Origin of the sequence: Methylocapsa acidiphila B2 (assembly GCF_000427445.1) — a bacterium.
GTDB lineage: Bacteria > Pseudomonadota > Alphaproteobacteria > Rhizobiales > Beijerinckiaceae > Methylocapsa > Methylocapsa acidiphila.
In genome coordinates this window covers 1,422,569-1,439,571 of sequence record NZ_KE386496.1, presented here as the reverse complement: position 1 = coordinate 1,439,571, position 17,003 = coordinate 1,422,569, and the positions used below count along the sequence as shown (strand labels likewise).

At 62.8% G+C, this 17,003-nt stretch carries 17 protein-coding genes, 1 tRNA gene and 1 riboswitch; of the genes, 9 read left to right on the top strand and 9 right to left on the bottom strand.

What is annotated here, in order from left to right; genetic code table 11:
• The 3 genes from METAC_RS22930 to METAC_RS0108705 all read right to left on the bottom strand — a co-directional run bounded on the left by METAC_RS22930 (position 1) and on the right by METAC_RS0108705 (position 2,790).
• Positions 1-1,089 (bottom strand): radical SAM/SPASM domain-containing protein, encoded by a 1,089-nt coding sequence (locus METAC_RS22930; RefSeq protein WP_084143530.1) that lies wholly within the window; start codon positions 1,087-1,089, stop codon positions 1-3.
• Positions 1,082-2,038, bottom strand: a complete 957-nt coding sequence (locus METAC_RS0108710; RefSeq protein ID WP_342446961.1) for a radical SAM/SPASM domain-containing protein — start codon at positions 2,036-2,038, stop codon at positions 1,082-1,084. The genes METAC_RS22930 and METAC_RS0108710 overlap by 8 nt, the downstream gene beginning before the upstream one ends.
• A 677-nt stretch (positions 2,039-2,715) precedes the next feature.
• Positions 2,716-2,790, bottom strand: a tRNA-Thr gene (locus METAC_RS0108705).
• Between the two features lie 220 nt (positions 2,791-3,010).
• Here METAC_RS0108705 and METAC_RS0108700 point away from each other — a divergent pair.
• The 5 genes from METAC_RS0108700 to cutA all read left to right on the top strand — a co-directional run bounded on the left by METAC_RS0108700 (position 3,011) and on the right by cutA (position 7,559).
• Positions 3,011-3,223 carry a hypothetical protein gene (locus tag METAC_RS0108700; RefSeq protein ID WP_026606727.1) on the top strand — a complete coding sequence of 71 codons (213 nt, stop codon included), beginning with the start codon at positions 3,011-3,013 and terminating at the stop codon, positions 3,221-3,223.
• Between the two features lie 26 nt (positions 3,224-3,249).
• Positions 3,250-4,545, top strand: a complete 1,296-nt coding sequence (murA, locus tag METAC_RS0108695) for a UDP-N-acetylglucosamine 1-carboxyvinyltransferase (protein WP_026606726.1) — start codon at positions 3,250-3,252, stop codon at positions 4,543-4,545.
• Between the two features lie 302 nt (positions 4,546-4,847).
• A complete protein-coding gene (locus METAC_RS22925; RefSeq protein WP_036255407.1) occupies positions 4,848-5,303 on the top strand; it encodes a DUF2948 family protein in 456 nt (151 codons plus the stop codon).
• Between the two features lie 47 nt (positions 5,304-5,350).
• Positions 5,351-7,168 (top strand): aminopeptidase P family protein, encoded by a 1,818-nt coding sequence (locus tag METAC_RS0108685; RefSeq protein WP_026606725.1) that lies wholly within the window; start codon positions 5,351-5,353, stop codon positions 7,166-7,168.
• 73 nt (positions 7,169-7,241) lie between these two features.
• A complete protein-coding gene (gene cutA, locus METAC_RS0108680) occupies positions 7,242-7,559 on the top strand; it encodes a divalent-cation tolerance protein CutA (RefSeq protein WP_026606724.1) in 318 nt (105 codons plus the stop codon).
• Between the two features lie 32 nt (positions 7,560-7,591).
• Here the strand turns inward: cutA and METAC_RS0108675 are convergent, their stop codons facing one another.
• Positions 7,592-8,632 carry a cytochrome-c peroxidase gene (locus METAC_RS0108675; protein ID WP_026606723.1) on the bottom strand — a complete coding sequence of 347 codons (1,041 nt, stop codon included), beginning with the start codon at positions 8,630-8,632 and terminating at the stop codon, positions 7,592-7,594.
• Positions 8,633-8,818: 186 nt separating this feature from the next.
• Here METAC_RS0108675 and pheS point away from each other — a divergent pair, with 186 nt between their 5' ends.
• Positions 8,819-9,901 carry a phenylalanine--tRNA ligase subunit alpha gene (gene pheS / locus METAC_RS0108670; protein WP_026606722.1) on the top strand — a complete coding sequence of 361 codons (1,083 nt, stop codon included), beginning with the start codon at positions 8,819-8,821 and terminating at the stop codon, positions 9,899-9,901.
• 18 nt (positions 9,902-9,919) lie between these two features.
• Here pheS and METAC_RS0108665 read toward each other — a convergent pair whose 3' ends face one another.
• A complete protein-coding gene (locus METAC_RS0108665; RefSeq protein WP_026606721.1) occupies positions 9,920-10,135 on the bottom strand; it encodes a DUF1674 domain-containing protein in 216 nt (71 codons plus the stop codon).
• 237 nt (positions 10,136-10,372) lie between these two features.
• Here METAC_RS0108665 and METAC_RS0108655 point away from each other — a divergent pair, with 237 nt between their 5' ends.
• From METAC_RS0108655 to METAC_RS0108645, 3 genes are all read left to right on the top strand, one after another.
• Positions 10,373-11,794 (top strand): RsmB/NOP family class I SAM-dependent RNA methyltransferase, encoded by a 1,422-nt coding sequence (locus METAC_RS0108655; RefSeq protein WP_026606720.1) that lies wholly within the window; start codon positions 10,373-10,375, stop codon positions 11,792-11,794.
• A gap of 162 nt (positions 11,795-11,956) precedes the next feature.
• Positions 11,957-13,678: a heparinase II/III family protein gene (locus tag METAC_RS0108650; protein WP_026606719.1), complete on the top strand. Its 1,722-nt coding sequence runs from the start codon at positions 11,957-11,959 to the stop codon at positions 13,676-13,678.
• A gap of 140 nt (positions 13,679-13,818) precedes the next feature.
• On the top strand, positions 13,819-14,103 hold the full coding sequence (locus tag METAC_RS0108645) for a hypothetical protein (RefSeq protein ID WP_026606718.1): 285 nt from the start codon (positions 13,819-13,821) through the stop codon (positions 14,101-14,103).
• A gap of 5 nt (positions 14,104-14,108) precedes the next feature.
• Here METAC_RS0108645 and METAC_RS0108640 read toward each other — a convergent pair whose 3' ends face one another.
• The 4 genes from METAC_RS0108640 to thiO are packed head-to-tail and all read right to left on the bottom strand — an operon-like array spanning position 14,109 to position 16,706.
• On the bottom strand, positions 14,109-14,723 hold the full coding sequence (locus METAC_RS0108640; RefSeq protein ID WP_026606717.1) for a thiamine phosphate synthase: 615 nt from the start codon (positions 14,721-14,723) through the stop codon (positions 14,109-14,111).
• Complete coding sequence (locus METAC_RS0108635; protein WP_026606716.1) at positions 14,716-15,513, bottom strand: thiazole synthase; 798 nt, start codon at positions 15,511-15,513, stop codon at positions 14,716-14,718. The genes METAC_RS0108640 and METAC_RS0108635 overlap by 8 nt, the downstream gene beginning before the upstream one ends.
• 13 nt (positions 15,514-15,526) lie before the next feature.
• On the bottom strand, positions 15,527-15,724 hold the full coding sequence (thiS, locus tag METAC_RS0108630; RefSeq protein WP_026606715.1) for a sulfur carrier protein ThiS: 198 nt from the start codon (positions 15,722-15,724) through the stop codon (positions 15,527-15,529).
• Positions 15,693-16,706, bottom strand: coding sequence for a glycine oxidase ThiO (thiO, locus tag METAC_RS0108625; protein ID WP_026606714.1), 1,014 nt, complete (start codon positions 16,704-16,706; stop codon positions 15,693-15,695). The genes thiS and thiO overlap by 32 nt, the downstream gene beginning before the upstream one ends.
• A 67-nt stretch (positions 16,707-16,773) precedes the next feature.
• Positions 16,774-16,926: riboswitch (TPP riboswitch) on the bottom strand.
• Positions 16,927-17,003: the final 77 nt, after the last annotated feature.

The following is a 17,003-nucleotide window of genomic DNA, read 5'->3' as shown; positions in this document are numbered from 1 at the left end:
TCAGGAAGCCGCGCCGTCGCCGACGGCCGCCGATTGGAAGTCATCGTCAAGGCTCAACTGGCCAAGCTTTGTTTGCCTGTTGGCTTCGGCGTCCTTCACGACCTTCCAGTAATTGTGCTGCCAGGAGCGATATTTCCAATCGGGGCAAGTCCGGCACATGGAAATGTCATTGCCTTCGCGCGCGAGATGTTTGTCGCGATAATGCTTGAACCCTTCGCCATGCCAGATGTCGCGAATGCTTTGGCTGCCGACCATCCCCATGCTGGTGTTTGCGGCGATGTCGTAGCCGCAAACCATCACATTCCCGCGGCTATCGATATTAAGCCGCTCGAAAATGAAAGGACAAGGCACATCCTCAGTGTTGAGATAAGGCGCCGGATCGGCCGAGCGCGAAGCGTCGAGGTCGGTGTTGACGCCCCAGGTCAGAAATTTGCGCTTAATGAAATTATCGACGCCAATCTCATCCCGCCAGAACGTCTCGACCGCGTCTATGTCGACGCCCTTTTGATTGACCCCAGAGGCGACAATCTTGGATGCGCTGCCCAAACTGTTGCGCATGTCGATCATGCGACGCGCGTTTTGAAGCAGCCGCTCCCATTTCAAGCCCTTGCGAACTATGGCGTAAGTCTCGGGATCGCGCGCGTCGACCGAAAACTCGATCATATCGAGTCCCGCCTCGAGCAGAGGGAGCGAATTTTTCTCGGTGAATGCAGAGCCGTTCGTGATGAGCCCGATCTTGCAGCCGACCTTTTTGGCGTAGGTGAACAGTTCGATGGCTTTCGGGTGAAGCATCGGCTCGCCGCCGCCGGAAATGCGCAAATAGGCGCCATGCGGTCCGGCCTCATCGGCGATCTTCTTGAAGATCTCCTCCGACATGAAAGGCGCATCTTTATAGGTGTCGCGGATATTCGAGTTCGTATAGGGGCAATGCGGGCATTCCGCGTTGCAGGGATAGACGAAGGACAAAACGAGCATCATCGGAAACTCGGCGGCTTCCGGCCGCAGTCCATATTCTTCCTGCACATGGGTCGGCGGGCTCGCTTTGCCGTGCGGCGCTGCAGGGCTTTCGCTGAGAGCGGCTTCAGTCATGTTGCACCTCGAACTCGCTTGGAAAATTGTCCCGGCTGACCCTGAAGTCGGTGGTCTCCGGGTCATACCAGAACGGCCGCGTTCCCGGCGCGTTCTTTTTCTCATATTCCGCACCGGCGGTCTGCCAGTCGCGGCACCCTTTGCAAACCTCCGGCATATCGCTCCAACGATGCTCTCGATGCGGACGCCGCAGCTTCTCGCCTAGAACCGCCCAGAGTTCCCGCACCGTCATGTCATTGGCGTTGCCGGCCTTGAACATCCCCTCATAGTCGACAGCGCAGGCGACGACGCTGCCGTCCTGGTGGATGGCCATGGTGTTATTACCCCACGGGCATGCGATGCGGAAAGCCGTCTCGTGGTCGATCCGGTCGGAGCGAATCGACCCGCTCGCCGTCCATTCAAGCTTGGGCCGAACCTTGACCTCCGCGCCGCGATCTTGCCAATATTTGCGGAAGGGCTCGACCTCTTGTTCGTTCTCGGCCATCAAGGAAAACTGACAGATGATCGCCGGAAATTCGCCGCCGCGCGCCTCCTTGCGACGCAACAGTTCCTCGACCCCTGCGTAAGTCTCCTCCCATTTGCCGAGATAGCGGATCTTCTCGTAGGTTTCCTTCGTATAGCCGTCCAGACTCAGAATGAACCGCTTCAACGGCGAGCGAAGAATGCGGTCGATATGGCCCAGCCGCAGCAGAAGGGCGCCGTTCGAATTCAGGACCAGATTAGCGCAGCCGACCTCGGCGGCGTAATCGATTCGGTCCCAAATTTCTTCGCCCATCCCGAGCGCCTCGCCGTAAAATGTCGGCCAGATCTCCGTGCCCGGCGCCTCGCGGCCGATTTCAACGACAATTTTGTCCCACAGCGCGCGCTCCATCGGCCGCTTTGGCCGAATCAGCTCCTTATGCGAGCAATGAATGCACTGTTGATTGCACCTGGACGTATTTTCAATCACAAGCTGTGGCGGATAATCGAATTCGCTTAATTTCGACTCGATTGAAAGGAGCTTTGCTTCGACTGCCTCTTCCACGGCGGAACCCTTTCGAAACCTTGGCGGAGCAGGCGTCCACCTCCTGACCAAGCGCAAAACGCGATCGCACGCAGTCAGTGACCGCGGATCTGGACTGCGAGCGGTTAAGTTTTCAAGAAAATCCTATCATGACCGAACCTAACGAAAGCACACCTTTTGTAGCATCAACAGCTAAAACGTGAACATTCTCGCGCCAATAATTCAATTGGGCGGCCCGAACAACCTCTATCCACGTCTGGAGAGACCGGCCCGCTGGGCTATCAATTTAAGTGACTAGGAAGAAGGGGTACGCGTCGTCCCATCAGCGAGCCTTCACTTGTTCGTCTGATAGCCCGACTTGGCCGGTCCAGGCGGCAGCAATGCGCGCCTCAATGTCCTTGAACCAGGTGTAATATTGCCGGGCGGCTTCTTGTTCGGCTAATGCGGCTTGTCTTCCAACTTGCCGAATACGTGGCGCAAGTCGTCGGGGATCACTTTGCGAGCCCGTCAGCTTCCACTCTTTGGATCGCGTTTGAGCTTCGGCATTGAAACGGCCATTTGCGCAAAGGGGCGGCCGAAAACTTTATAGAAGCAGGAACTTAATTGAAACCCATGGAATAGGATGGTGCTGCGAGAGAGGATTGAACTCTCGACCTCTCCCTTACCAAGGGAGTGCTCTACCACTGAGCTACCGCAGCCTTCATCGAGTCGACGTCGTCGAGATTTTCTCGCTTCGAGCCGCGCGTATGTGCCATAGGCCTGCCGGTTAGGCAAGCGAGCAGCAAAGGCCAGACGCGGGTTCGAGGCCATGCGGACCTCGGCCGCGCGGGCGCCTTGTCTTGGCCAGCGCAGCCATTTACAAGAAATCATGGGGTTAAGTCGCGCCAATCTATTCGATTGGCGTCGAGGGAGGCGCGCATGAGCGGAGCGAATGAAGAAAATCGCGCTCCGCCTGATGTCAATGGAGCAGGGGAACGCAAGGCCGCCGAGCGCCGACGTCTCGCTGAGGCGCTTCGGGCCAATTTGGGGCGGCGCAAGGCCCAAAACCGCGGGCGCAGGGCGGAGGAAGCCGATCGGAGGGAAAGGCTTCGGGACGATCCGGCCAAAGACGCGGACGCCGAAAAATCCTAGACGCAGCAATCTGAAACGGGGGATTGATGGATCGCATTCGCATTGTCGGCGGCCATGCGCTGAATGGCGTCATTCAGATTTCAGGCTCCAAGAACGCGGCTTTGCCGCTGATGATCGCCTCGCTTCTGACACGCGAGACATTGACCCTCGAGAATGTCCCCGGCCTTGCCGACGTCGCTATGCTGCTGCGCATTCTTGGCCATCACGGGGTCGATCATTCGGTCGATGGGCGCAGGCTCGGCGCCGCGCCCTATGCGAGCCGGGCGATCCATCTGACCGCGGGGACGATCGTCGACACATTGGCGCCCTATGAACTCGTCGCCAAAATGCGCGCGAGCTTTTGGGTCATCGCGCCGCTCCTGGCCCGAATGGGCGAAGCCAAGGTCTCGCTTCCGGGCGGTTGCGCCATCGGCACGCGACCGGTCGACCTTCTTATTATGGCGCTGGAAAAGCTCGGCGCGAAAGTCGAGATCGAAGCCGGCTATGTTCACGCCATTGCGCCCAATGGCCTGATCGGCGCCGAAATCCATTTTCCGAAGGTGACGGTTGGCGGCACCCATACGGCGCTCATGGCGGCCTCGCTCGCCCATGGCCACACGCTGCTCGTCAATGCGGCGCGCGAGCCGGAGATCGTCGATCTCGCCGACTGCCTGAACAAGATGGGCGCGCGAATCAAAGGAGCCGGCCAATCCGTCGTCGAAATCGAGGGCGTGGGCGCGCTGTCGGGCGCGCGCCATGCGGTCCTGCCTGATCGCATCGAGGCCGGCACCTATGCGATCGCCGTCGCCATGGCCGGCGGGGACGTCCTGCTCGAGGGCGCGCGGGCGGATCTACTGGAAAGCGCGATCGACGTCATAGAGCAGGCCGGCGCGACAATTTCCGTCACCAATGAGGGGCTTCGCGTGCGCCGCAACGGCGCGGGCTTGGCGCCGGTGGATGTTGAAACGGCGCCCTTTCCCGGCTTTCCGACCGATCTTCAGGCCCAATTCATGGCCCTGATGACCAAGGCGAAGGGCCGCTCGCGCATCACCGAGACGATCTTCGAAAATCGCTTCATGCATGTTCAGGAATTGGCGCGGCTCGGCGCCCATATTCGACTCGAGGGCGACGTCGCCCTGGTCGATGGCGTGGACGAGCTGCAGGGGGCGCCGGTCATGGCGACCGACCTTCGCGCGTCGGTGTCGCTCGTCATCGCGGCGCTCGCGGCGCGTGGAGAGACGACGGTCAATCGCGTGTACCACCTCGACCGCGGCTTTGAGCGGCTCGAGGACAAGCTCGGCGGCTGCGGTGCGCTCATTGAGCGGGTCTCCGGCGCGGGATAGGCGCAGTTAGGCGCTTGCGCGCCGACTACAGCCATAGGCTGAAACAAATCGTCCTTGCGCGCGGCTTAGCCTTGAAACGGCCATACGGCGGTCCCAATTCAAGCTGATCGCGGATCGATCGCCGGCCGAACCGAAAGCCGAGACTTTTCGACGTCGTAAGGCGTTGGCGAGGGGCGAGAGTCCTGCGTTTGCGCGTATTCAAAGGTCTTTTACAGCGGCCGCATACGCTCGGGCGGCGCTCCACGACGCGGCGGCCCGAATTGTCCCCGCGAATGAAATAGAGCCCGAGGAGGGAGAGGCCGATGCCGGATCTTCTGCGCTTGATCGCCTTCGACGACGAAGATTTGAAAGTGATTTCGGCCAATCTTCAAGACGCCTTGGTTCGCGTCGGCGACATGGCGTATCTGCCCGAGTCGAAACGCTTCGCCATAGTCGCATCCAGGTTCGATTGGGTGAAAGCGATGAACGGCGGTTTGGAACGGTGTCGCGCTGGACTTCATTTTGAGCGCGTGCTCAGGGCCAAATGCATGGGCATCGCCCCAAAAGACCGTTCCGCTCTTCTTAATCTCCTCAGCATCAGCTTCGAGGAAACGGAAGCTCCGGCTGGCGTGGTTGAGATGATCTTCTCGGGCGGCTGCGCGCTCCGGCTGGAAGTTGAATGTCTTGAAGCGGAAATGTGTGATTTCGACCTGCGGTGGAAAGCCGGGTCTGTGCCTGGACATCCAATAGAGGGTGGCTGCCAAGAGGCGGCGAAATAGCGTCGAGGCATGTTGCGGCGCGGTCTAAGCGCCGCTACTCTTACGACATGTTTGAAAGCCTCTTTCAGTCTTTTGAGGATCGATCGGATCTTTCCCAGAGCGTCGCGCGGGTCGCGGAATTGCGAGCGGCTCTCGACCGGCAACGCGTCGACGCCTTTCTCATCCCTCGCGCCGATCAGCATCAAAACGAATATGTCGCGGGTTCGGAGGAGCGGCTCGCGTGGCTATCAGGCTTCACGGGTTCGGCGGGGCTCGCCATTGTTCTGCGCGAGCACGCGGCGATTTTCATCGACGGCCGCTACGCCCTGGCGGTGAAGGACCAGGTCGATACAGCGATTTTTCAACCCGTCGCGATCGAGGAGACGAGCCCTGAAAAATGGCTCGAGGCGAATCTCCCGCGCGGTGCAAGGCTTGGCTACGATCCCTGGCTGCATACGCCGCGCCAGATCGAGCGGCTCGCCAAGGCGGTTGGGGCGGCCGGCGGCGAACTCGTCCCCCTCGAGCCCAATCCGATCGACGGATTATGGGCGGATCGTCCAGCGCCGCCGCTTGGCAAAATTAGCCTGCACGCGCGCAAATTCGCAGGTGAGACGGCGAGCAGCAAGCTCGCGCGCGCGGCCGCGGCTCTCGCCGGCAAGGACGCGCTTTTGGTGAGCGATCCGCATTCCGTCGCCTGGGCTTTCAATATTCGCGGCCGCGACGTCGCGCATACGCCTTTGCCCCTCGCCCACGCCCTTGTTTTGAAAGAGGGCAGGCCGCGCGTTTATGTCGACGCGCGCAAGCTCGACACAAAGCTTCGCGAGACGCTTTCAAAGCTCGCCGACGTCGCAGCTCCGGATCGGCTTGTTCCGGATCTCGAAGATCTCGGAAAAGCGGGCAAGAGCGTCCTGTTCGACGCCGCGACGGTCGCGGCTAAGCTAACCGAGACCGCGAAAAACGCTGGCGGCCGGATTGAGGTGGGCCTCGATCCAATCGCTTTGATGAAGGCGAAGAAAAATCCGACCGAGCTCGAAGGGGCGCGTCAGGCGCATCGCCGCGACGGCGTCGCCGTCGTGCGCTTTCTCCATTGGCTTTCGGTTCAGGCGCCCAAAGGAAACGTCACAGAAATCGATGCGGCCGAGGCGCTCGAAACTTTCAGGCGCGAGTCCGGCAAGCTGAAGGACGTGTCTTTTCCATCAATCGCCGCGGCGGGCCCGAATGCGGCCATCCCTCATTATCGGGTGACGGTAAAGACCAATCGGACAATTGGAAAAGGCATTTTCCTGATCGATTCGGGCGGGCAATATGAGGACGGCACGACCGACATCACCCGCACCGTCGCCATCGGCAGGCCGACCGCCGAGATGCGCGACCGCTTCACCCGCGTCTTGAAAGGGCATATTGCGATCGCGCGCGCAATCTTTCCCAAGGGCGCCTCCGGCGCGCAAATCGACGCGCTGGCGCGATTGCCGCTCTGGCGCGCGGGTCTCGATTTCGATCACGGCGTCGGGCATGGCGTCGGCTCTTATCTGTCGGTCCACGAGGGGCCGCAGCGCATTTCAAAGCTGGGTTCGACGCCGCTCGAGCCGGGCATGATCTTGTCCGACGAGCCGGGCTATTACAAAGCCGGACATTGGGGAATTCGCATCGAAAATCTCGTGGTCGTCGAGCCGAGGACCATCGCCGGCGCGGAGCGGGAGATGCTGGGGTTCGAGACGATAACGCTGGCCCCGATCGATCTTTCATTGGTCGAGCGCAAGCTTTTCGACGCGGATGAAATCGCCTGGCTCAACGCCTATCACGCCCGGGTGCGCAAGGAGATTTCGCCTTTTCTTGCGGAGGCGGCTGCGCGGCGGTGGCTGGCTGAGGCGACGCGCCGGATCTGAATGCAGTCCTGTCGCGTCGAGGCGCTGGCCGACGCCCCGCGTCGATCCGACATTCCATAGAGGCGGCAAGCGGATGAGTTCGGGCTACGCCCTCGTCTTGACCACCTGCGGCGACGCCGCCAGGGCGGAATTGATCGCAAAAACGTTGATCGACAAGCGTCTCGCGGCTTGCGTGCAAATCCTCCCGATCAACAGCTTCTATGAATGGGAGGGCGCGGTGCAAAACGCGTTGGAGCTGCTTTTGCTCTGCAAGATCAAGAGCGCCGACTATTTTGACGTCGAGGCGGCGATCAAGGCCGCCCATGATTACGAGATCCCCGAAATCATCCAGATCGCGATTGAAAGCGGGGCTGGATCCTATCTGTCATGGATTGCGTCCGTCACACGCTGACGGACGCAATTCTTTTCGGTCCTCGCGGCGTCTTACGGCGTGGGCTGTGGGGTCGTGGAGGCGCTCGGCGGCAGGACTGGGTAGGTCACTTTGGGCTGTTCGCCGGTCAACGAGCCGAGGAAGGCCGTGATCTTATTGATGTCATCTTCGCTCAATTGCTCGCCGATTTGCGTCGCCCCCATGAGCGCTACGGCCTTGCGCAAATCCCATTCCTTGCCCGTGTGGAAATAGGGCGCGGTCAGCGCAATATTCCGGAGCGTCGGAACCTTGAACGCATCTTCATCGTCCTGGGACTTCGTGACCTTGGCGCGACCCTTGTCGTCCGGCGGGAGGAATTCCGGTCCGGGCTTCAGCGCGATTCCGAATTTAGCGTACATGCCGCCGCCGATGTTGACGCCATTGTGGCAGTTCGCGCAGCCCTTATCCAGAAAGAGCGCTAATCCTTCCTTTTCGACCGGGCTGAGGGCCTTGGCGTCGCCCTTGAGGAATCGATCGAAAGGCGCGTTGGGGGTGATCAGCGTGGCTTCGAAGACCGCGATCGCCTTTTGCGCATTGGCCAGGGATACGGGCGCCGCCTCGCCGGGGAAGGCCGCCGCGAAGGCGTCGCGATATCCTGGAATGGTTTTCAAGAGGCCGACAGCATCGACTTCCTGCGACGCCATCTCGATCGGATTGACGACCGGTCCGCCGGCCTGCTCCTCGAGGTCCTTGGCGCGGCCGTCCCAGAACTGCGCGAGATTGAAGACGGCGTTCAGGACGGTCGGCGCGTTGCGGCCGCCGCGCTGCCAATGATGCCCGATGGACGTCGGTTGGGCGTCGGCGCCGCCAAGTCCCAAATTATGGCAGGAGGCGCAGCTGATCGAATGGCTCGCGGACAGCCGGGGATCGAAATAAAGATCTTTGCCGAGTTCAACCTTGGCTGGAGTCGCAGGGTTGCCCGGAAGTTCCGGAGGGGTCGTCGGGATTGGCGTAAAGAACTGCTTGGCTTTCCCAAGGAGATCCGCATCAGCGAATGCGGGCGCCGAAAAGGCGCAGCCAAGGCCGAGGAACGCGACGACAATGCGCCTTACCATGGCGAACTCCTTGTTAGACAAGCCGAACCTTCGCCGCCTCTATAATTGCGATGCAACATTGTCAAGACACTGGATGTCGACCGTAACTTGAAGCCCTCGGACGCCCGTGCGATAGGTCGACATGTCGCAGGCCGGCCACCGAGAGCGCCGACTTTTTTCCGAATTCTTGTGAGACGAATCCGAGCCATGACCGATCTGAACGCCCTGCAAACGCAAGTCCTGGCCGAGATCGCCGCGGCGGGCGACGAGGCTGCGCTTGAAACGGTTCGCGTCGCTGCGCTCGGCAAGAAGGGTTCAGTTTCGGCCCTGCTGTCCGGGCTTGGCAAGTTGGCGCCGGAGGAGCGTAAAGAGCAGGGGGCTGCGATCAATGCGCTCAAGGACGCGGTCAGCGGGGCGCTGACCGAGCGGCGCGCCCTTCTCAAAGATCTGGCGCTCGACGCGCGCCTGAAGGCTGAAACCCTCGACGTCACTTTGCCGGCCCGCCCGCTGGGGCTCGAACGTGGCCGAATCCATCCGGTGACTCAGGTCATGGACGAACTCGCGGCGATCTTCGCTGACATGGGCTTCGCCATCGCCGAAGGACCGGACATCGAGTCCGACGATTATAATTTCACCAAGCTCAATTTCCCGCCGGACCATCCGGCGCGCGACATGCACGACACGTTCTTCTTCAACCCTGGCGCAGACGGACGCCGCAAGGTGTTGCGGACCCATACGAGCCCGGTTCAGGTCCGCACCATGGTTGCGCAGAAGCCTCCGATCAGGGTGATTTGCCCCGGCCGCACCTACCGCTGCGACTCGGATCAGACCCATACCCCGATGTTTCATCAGGTTGAGGGCCTCGTGATCGATCGGTCCGCCAATCTCGGGCATTTGAAATGGATCTTGCAGGAATTCTGCAAGGCCTTCTTCGAGGTGAGCGACGTCAAGATGCGCTTTCGGCCGAGCTATTTTCCATTCACCGAGCCGTCGATGGAGGTCGACATTCAATGCGCCCGCAAGGATGGCGAGATCAGATTCGGCGAGGGGGAAGACTGGCTCGAAATTCTCGGCTGCGGCATGGTTCATCCGAATGTGCTGCGCAATTGCAATCTCGATCCGGATGTCTACCAGGGCTTCGCCTGGGGCATGGGAATCGATCGGATCGCGATGCTGAAATATGGAATGCCTGATCTGCGCGCGTTCTTCGAAGCGGATATACGCTGGTTGAGCCATTATGGCTTTCGGCCGCTCGATCTGCCGAGCCTGGTTGGCGGCCTCAGCGCGTGACGCCGTCGCGCGACTTGGCTAAAAATCGCTGGCGATTCCCTTCACTTCCCAGTCGCCATAGCGCGCAGGATCCGGGCCTTCCCGCCCGTTGACCTCTGTCGGCCGAGCGGCAGCCTCGGCCGCGATGCGGCGGCGCTCCTCCGCTTCGGCGAGCGCGCGCAAGGCGGCCGGGGACAGGATCCGGCGGGCTTGGCTCACTTCCGCGTTTGTCGTCGAATCTTTTAATTCGTCCATTACCTTGCCTTGAAAAATTGATTTAGAGCATGGCTTCGAAACGCGTCTTCGCTATTCGAAGAGATGCCTGCCAGCGCAGTGAAATTCCAGCTTTTTTCTTCGTTTTCGGCAAGGATTCATCGGAGCGGCGCACGCTCAAAGGCTTTGGATAATGAACAAAACTCGCAAGTTTGCCTGAGCGGTCGTGCTACAAATGCGTATGATTCGTCGCCAAAGCCGTCGCAGCGGAGTCGGAATTTGAACGCCCCACCGCGGCCTCCCGCGGATCGGCGGCGGGTTCGCAAGGCGTCGCCGAGCCGGCCTGGTCAAGCTGGTTTCGCCGAGGCGCAAAGGCTCGCGGCCGAGCAGCATCCGGGCTTGCCGGTCCGCATCGCCGCGGCGGCGATCCTTTCCGACATCGTCGCCAAGGCGCATTCGCTCGACGAATGTTTCTCCGCGCGGGCGATTCCGGCGCGGCTCGGTGGACTCGACGCGCGTGACGTCGCCTTAGTCCGTTCGATCGTCACCGTCTCTCTGCGGCGGCTCGGCACGATCCGCGCCGCCTTGGCGGAGCTCCTGGAAAAGGGCTTGCCGCGCCAAGTCGCTCACCTCGAATGGGCCTTGATCGTTGGAGCGGCGCAGGTTCTCTTCCTCGATGTGCCGGACCATGCCGCGGTCGACCTCGCCGTCCGCATGGCGCGCCTCGAATCGAAGACCGTTCCATTCGCCGCCCTGGTCAATGGCGTGCTGCGCAATCTCGCGCGTGAGCGCGAACGGTTCCTTGCTGAGAGCGATCCGCTCGATCACGACACGCCGCCCTGGCTCGCGGCGCGCTGGCGCAAGACCTATGGCGAGGACTTGGCGCATGCGATCGCCGCCGCCAATCGCTTCGAGCCGACGCTCGATATCTCCGTCAAGTCGAAACCGGAAGAATGGGCGAAGCGGCTCGGCGCGCGACTTTTGCCGACCGGCTCCCTGCGCCTTGAGACCCATGCGCCGATCAGCGAGCTCGAAGGCTACGCCGACGGGGAATGGTGGGTCCAGGATGCTGCCGCGGCCTTGCCGGCTCGCCTGCTTCCGATCGGGCCTGGTCTGCGGGTGGCCGATTTTTGCGCGGCGCCCGGCGGCAAGGCGGCGCAACTCGCCGCTGCGGGCGCAGAAGTCGTCGCGATTGATCGCTCGGCGGAAAGACTGAAACGGCTCGCCGCCAATTTCGAGCGGCTGCGCCTGCATGCGGACGTCGTCGTCGCCGACATTGCGACGCTCAAGGCCGCGCCCTTCGACGCGATCCTCGTCGACGCGCCTTGCCTCGCGACCGGAACGATCAGACGGCGGCCCGACATCGCCTGGATCAAAAAGCCGAGCGACATCGCCGCCTTGGCCCAGGCGCAATCGCGCATGCTGGATAAGGCGGTCGAACTGGTGAAGCCGGGCGGCGTCATCGTCTATTGCACCTGCTCGATCGAGCCGGAGGAGGGCGAGCAGCAAATCGCCGCGCTGCTTCGCCGCAATCCGGATGTCGAGCGTTCGCCGATCGGCGTCGAAGAAGTCGGCGGGTTGGCCGAAATCCTGAACGAGAATGGCGAGATGCGGACCTTGCCGCCCCACCTCCCGGCAAGCGAGCCGCGACTTTCCGGACTCGACGGATTTTTCGCCGCACGACTGGTCCGCCGTGGTTAATAAAGCGGACAGGATTTTAAGCGATAAAGCAACGTATTGGGCCGAAAAGCCCGGGCGCGCGTCGCAAGATGCGCCCTAACCATCGCGGCGCGAACATAACACAATAGGCGCGCCGGCGGCGCCGTTCCGCCGGCGGGCTCGACAGGCGAGGAGTTGAACCCCGTGGCCGGCGCGATCTTCAAGGACCGGTTGCGCGTGGTCGGGTTTCTCGCCGCACGCGGGGCGACGGTAATTTGGCGTAGCCTCGGCGCGCCGCTGCGCGCGCTGGCGGGCTTGCGGCGGCGGCCGCCGGAACGGTTGCTCATCGCGCCGCAGGACATCAGAACGAGCGATCCGACTCTCGCCGCGGACATATACGCGGGCTATTTCGCTTTCGCCGGCAAGATCGTCAACGCGCATGGTCGTTCCCCCTTTGAACTCGATCCTGATTCTCCAGCCTGGACTCGGGCGCTCATGGGCTTCAGCTGGCTGCGCCATTTGCGCGCCGCCGACACGGCGGTCGCGCGCGCCAACGCCCATGCCCTGGTCGAAGATTTCTTGAGCCTCGCCGGCAAGCCGAACCAAAGCCTGGCCTGGGAGCCGCAGGTCGTGGCGCGCCGGCTGCTTGCTTGGCTCTCGCAGTCGCCGATCATTCTGGAGGGCGCCGACAGAGCCTTTTATCGCCGCTTCATGAAAGGAATCGGCTCCGCCCAGGCGTTTCTCGAGCGCAAGATGGCCGAAGGCCTCGTCGGAGACGCGCGCCTTCTCGTCGCGATCGCCCTCGTCGAGCTTTGCCTGAGCACGGAATCGACCGCCAAGGCTCAGCAAAGGACCACCAAGCTGCTCGTCGACGAGCTCGAGCGGCAAATCCTACCGGACGGGGGCCATGTCAGCCGCAATCCACAGGCCTTGATCGATCTCCTGCTCGATTTGCTCCCGCTGCGCCAAGTCTACGCCGCGCGTGGATTGCAGACGCCGGCTCAGCTTCTCAACGCGATCGACCGGATGATGCCGATGCTGCGCCTGTTTCGTCATGGCGACGGCTCGCTGGCTCTGTTCAATGGCATGGGGGTGACGGCGCCGGAACAGATCGCGACCGTGCTCGCCTATGACGACGTGCGCGCCCAGGCGCTCGTCAATGCGCCGCATTCGGGCTATCAGCGCATCGAGGCGCAAGAAGCGATCCTGGTGATGGATTGCGGCGGCCCGCCGCCGCGGGCTTTCTCCACCCGCGCTCACGCTGGCTGCGCCTCCTTCGAATTTTCAGTTGGCGCGCAACGGCTCGTCATCAATTGCGGCTCGCCCGACGCCAATCGCCTGCCGGCGCGGGAGGCCGCCCGCATGACGGCGGCGCATTCGACGCTGGTGGTCGACGACACCTCGTCCTGCCGGTTCGCCTTCCATGCCGGGCTTGGAAAATGGCTCGGCGACGAGATGGTGTCTGGGCCGGACGCGGTCGAGGTCGAGCGGCGCGAGACGACGGCCGGGACCATGATCATTGCTGCGCATAATGGATATGAGCCCCGCTTCGGCCTCATCCATCAACGGCGCGTCTTTCTGCGCAAGGACGGGAAGGAGCTCGAAGGCGCGGATCGGCTACGCCATGTCGAGCCCGCGGGAAGCCCGACTGAAAGGCGCCCCTTCGCCGTGCGCTTCCATATTCATCCGAGCGTCCGCATGAAGCGGGTGCGCGAGGGCCGCGGGGTGCTTTGCGTCTTGCCCAATGGCCGTCGCTGGCTCTTCGAGACCACGGATTGGCTCGTCGATATCGAGGAGAGCATTTTCTTCGCGGCGCCGGACGGGCCGCGCGGCTGCGCCCAGATCGTCGTCAACGGTCAGGCCGAGGCCGACGTCGAGATCGAGTGGCGCTTTCGCCATATCGAGAAGAAACGCGCGCCGGATTGAGGCGTGATCGGCGCCCGGGTGGCGCTTCGGCGCGGCGATGCGCCGCGAATGTTCCTGTGGCTCATAATCTGCTAGAGCATCTTCGAGCGCAGGGCGGATCATGGCGCTTCCGCGCGGGGCGCAAATAGGAGAGATAGACTGTGGCCGAAGTGAAAGTGGTGGACGAGGTCAACCAGGACGACATGGGGCGCTTGCTCGGCTATTATGTCTATGGCGACACGCAGATCTGGTTCGAGGACGGCAAGGTTCATCGTGTTGACGGCCCGGCTGTGATTTCGCCCGACGGAGTCGAGCGCTGGTATCTCCACGGCAAGGAAATCACCACCGAGGTGCGGGGCTTCTTCGCCGCCAAAAACTGGAATCCGAAAAAAGGTCTCGACAAGCCGGAGAAGCTGGCTGCTTTCGAGGAGGCGTTTTGTAAATAGGGGGATCAGGCGGCGCTTCGGACAAATTTCCGCGTCGCTTTCACCCAATCCCGCGCGCGCCGCTCCGGATCGGCGTTCAGCGTGATGTCGGTCACCACCGCCGCGCTGTCGGCGCCCGCCTTGAGCACCCCCTCGACGCGCTCCAGCGTCACCCCGCCGATGCCGACGAGCGGGATTTCGCCGATTTTCCGCTTCCATTCCCCAAGGCGCGCCAGGCCTTGCGGAGCGAAGTCCATTTGCTTCAGGATCGTGGGATAGATCGGCCCGAGCGCGACATAATCCGGCTTCGTTTCGAGGGCGCGGGCAAGCTCCGCCTCGTCATGGGTCGAGACGCCGAGCCTTAGGCCCGCGCGCCGGATCGCGGCGAGATCCGCCGTGTCGAGATCAGTCTGGCCGAGATGGACGAAATCGCAGCCGGCGTCGATGGCCTCGCGCCAATAATCATTGACCACGAGCTGCGCCCCGGCGGCGGCGCAAAGCGCCTTGGCCTCGGCGATCTCGGCGGCGATGCGCGCCGGCGGGGCGTCCTTGACGCGCAATTGCACGAGCCTGACGCCGCAAGGCAGAAGCCGCTCGATCCAGGCGGCGCTGTCGACGATCAGATAGAATGGATCAAGCACGGGCGAGATCGGTGAAGGCGCGGCCGATCACAGGTGTCGAGGGCGACGCCATGTCGCGCGGCTCGATCGGATCGGCGAGCCGGCCGAGCCGTCCAGCCTCGACGGCGAGCGCGAAGGCGCGCGCCATGGCGGCGGGATCGCCGGCCTTGGCGATGGCGGTGTTGAGCAGCACGGCGTCATAGCCGAGCTCCATGGCGGTCGCAGCATGGGACGGCGTTCCGATGCCGGCGTCGACGATCAGCGGCACATTCGGGAAATGCGCCCGCAAGGCCCGCAGCCCATAAGGATTGTTGAGACCGCGCCCGGAGCCGATTGGCGCGCCCCAGGGCATTAAAACCTCGCAGCCCGCGCCGAGGAGCTTTTCGGCGACGACGAGATCTTCCGTGGTGTAGGGGAAGACATGAAAGCCGTCGCGCGCCAGAATCGACGCGGCCTCGACCAGGCCGAAAACGTCTGGCTGCAAAGTATCTTCCTCGCCGATCACCTCGAGCTTGATCCAGGGCGTGTCGAAGACCTCGCGCGCCATTTGCGCCGTCGTGACCGCTTCCTTCACGGTCCGGCATCCGGCCGTGTTGGGCAAGACCCGGACCCCGAATTCTCGGATGAGCGACCAAAAATTCTCGCCGGCGCGGCTCGCGCCGGATTCGCGCCGCAGCGACACCGTCACGACCTCGGCTTTCGCCGCCGTGATCGCCTTGGCGAGAATGGCCGGGGACGGATATTGCGCGGTGCCGATGATCAGCCGAGAGGCGAGCGCAACGCCGTAAAGGCTCAGGCTGTCTTGTTCCATTTCGCCCTTCGTTTCAGCCTCCTTGGCGCGGCGTGAGAATTTCGACGGCGTCGCCATCCCGCAAATGAGCGCGATTGCGGTCGGTCTTCCGCACGAAGGCCTGGTTGAGCGCGGTAGCCACCGTCAAATCCTCATAGTCGAGCTCGCGGAGGAGGGCGGCGAGCGTCGTCGCCGTCACGTCACGCGCTTCGCCGTTGATCTTGATCCGCATCCATGACCTCCGGGAAATAGGCGCCTTGGAGCGCGACCTCGACCGCCCGGCGCGCGAGGGCGGGCGCGAGCAGAAATCCGTGCCGGTAAAATCCATTGATGGACATCACGCGGTCTTTTACGCGCAGGCGCGGCAGGTTGTCGGGAAAAGCCGGGCGCACGCCGGCGCCGGTCTCAATGATTTCCGCCTCGGCGAATGCCGGATGAACCGCATAGGCCGCGCCCAAAAGCTCGAGCATTCCTCGCGCGGTGACTCGGCCGGGCTCGTCATTTTCGATCATGGTCGCGCCGATCATGAAGCGGCCGTCGCCGCGCGGCACGATATAGACCGGATGACGAGGATGAAGCATGCGCACCGGCCGCGCAAGCGTCACTTCAGACGTCGCCAGCACCAGCATCTCGCCTTTCACGCCCCGTAGCTCGGGCAGGGCGTCCCGCGCGTCAAAACCGCGGCAATCGATCGTCCAATCAGCTTTGCCGGTCAGGGGATCGGCGTCTACGCCGAAGCGCAGCGCGACATTCGCGCATTCGACTAGACGGGCCGCGAGCGAGGCCAGCGCCGCGCGGGGATCGAGATGCGCTTCCTGTGGAAAGAATAGGGCCTGCTCGAAGCGTCCTGAGAGATCTGGCTCGAGCGCGGCCACGCCCGCCGCGTCAAGGTTTTGAAACCCGCTGGTGCGGCGGGCGAATCGGGCCAGCTCGGGCTGGTCCCGCGCGGGCGCCACGACGAGCGAGCCTTGCGCGACGGCGAGAGGCGCGGTCTCGGTCCAGAAGCGTAGCGATTCGACGCCGAGATCGACGACGCAGGGATCGGCGCCTTCGCCCGCCTCGCACCAGGGCGCGATCATGCCGCCGGCGAGATGCGAGCACCCGAGCCCGGGCCCCTCGCGCCGCTCGATCAGCAGGACCTCGCAGCCGGCGCGGGCGAATTCGAAAGCGGCGGCGAGGCCCGCGACTCCGGCGCCGATGACGCGGATGCGCATGGGTTCAGGCCTCCGCGCCCGGCCGAAGCCGGGAGGACAAAAGGCGCGCGTAAAAATAGGGGAAAAGCTGTGCGGACATCACCATCCCTACGCCAGTGCGAACTGGATCAGGTTCGAAGGGTCGCCGGGCCGCATCTCTGTGTGAACCGCTTGGGTTCATGCACATAAAAAAGCGCTGCCAGCCTCTCAGCCCCCTGACGGGGATCCCCTAGGTTTGCAATCTGTTAGGTAGGCCCGGCGGGGGAGCGCGTCAAGGCGCGGCGCAGCGCCCGCGCCTTGGTCGGCTAGTGGATACGG